The following is a 659-nucleotide window of genomic DNA, read 5'->3' as shown; positions in this document are numbered from 1 at the left end:
CCGTCACATCGTCGAGGAAGATGTCGGACTTGGGCGAGCGACCCGCGTTGGTGACCTCGGGATCCAACAGGAAGCGCGCACCGGAGTTCGGGCCGCGCTGGACGATGAGGAGGGCGGAGCCCGCCGGCAGGGCATCGACCGCGTCACGATCCCGCGCCGACAACGGCATGGGCACGGACGCGTCGACCTCGTCGGGGACAGGGACCCCCAGGATTGATGTCGCCGTGGGATCAATGTCCTTCTGAGGTTCCATTCGTCCCTCCCCAGGGTCTTGCGATGTCTACGGATGTCAGGATGGGTCCAGTGTAGTGACTTGCGGCCCATGCGGTGTCATGACCATGCCCGCACCGTCACTCCACCTGGGCGAAACGCGGGCTGGAGGGCTGCACCACGGCATCGATGACCACGTCCTGCGCGGGCTCCACCTCGACCTGGGCCCCCCGGGCCCTCATCTGGGAGGCAGCACCGGCGGAGATCTCAAGCGCGGGCGCGATCGTCTGGGAGTCGCCGATGACCTGCCACGTGTAGGGGCTCGTGATCGGCGTGGAGTCCACGATGATTCCGTCCTCCCCTGAGGAGAACCAGGTACGGGAGGTCAGACGCACCCCATTGAGCGCGATGGCCTCCGATCCGGCATTGCGCAACTCACCGAGTGTCAG

The 659-nt window shown here is 66.5% G+C and carries 2 protein-coding genes; both read right to left on the bottom strand.

Features of this window, described 5'->3' with window-relative positions; translation table 11 throughout:
• Positions 1 to 253, bottom strand: a 253-nt coding sequence (locus tag FK530_RS24640; protein ID WP_146489447.1) for an FHA domain-containing protein, incomplete at its 3' end; no start/stop codon positions are given.
• 97 nt (positions 254 to 350) lie between these two features.
• Positions 351 to 659, bottom strand: a 309-nt coding sequence (locus FK530_RS24635; protein ID WP_146489446.1) for a DUF881 domain-containing protein, incomplete at its 5' end; no start/stop codon positions are given.

This window comes from Tsukamurella conjunctivitidis (assembly GCF_007858475.1).
In the GTDB taxonomy this organism is placed as follows: Bacteria; Actinomycetota; Actinomycetes; order Mycobacteriales; family Mycobacteriaceae; genus Tsukamurella; species Tsukamurella conjunctivitidis.
Note: the sequence above shows the minus strand (reverse complement) of the source record. Positions and strands in the feature narration are given on the sequence as shown.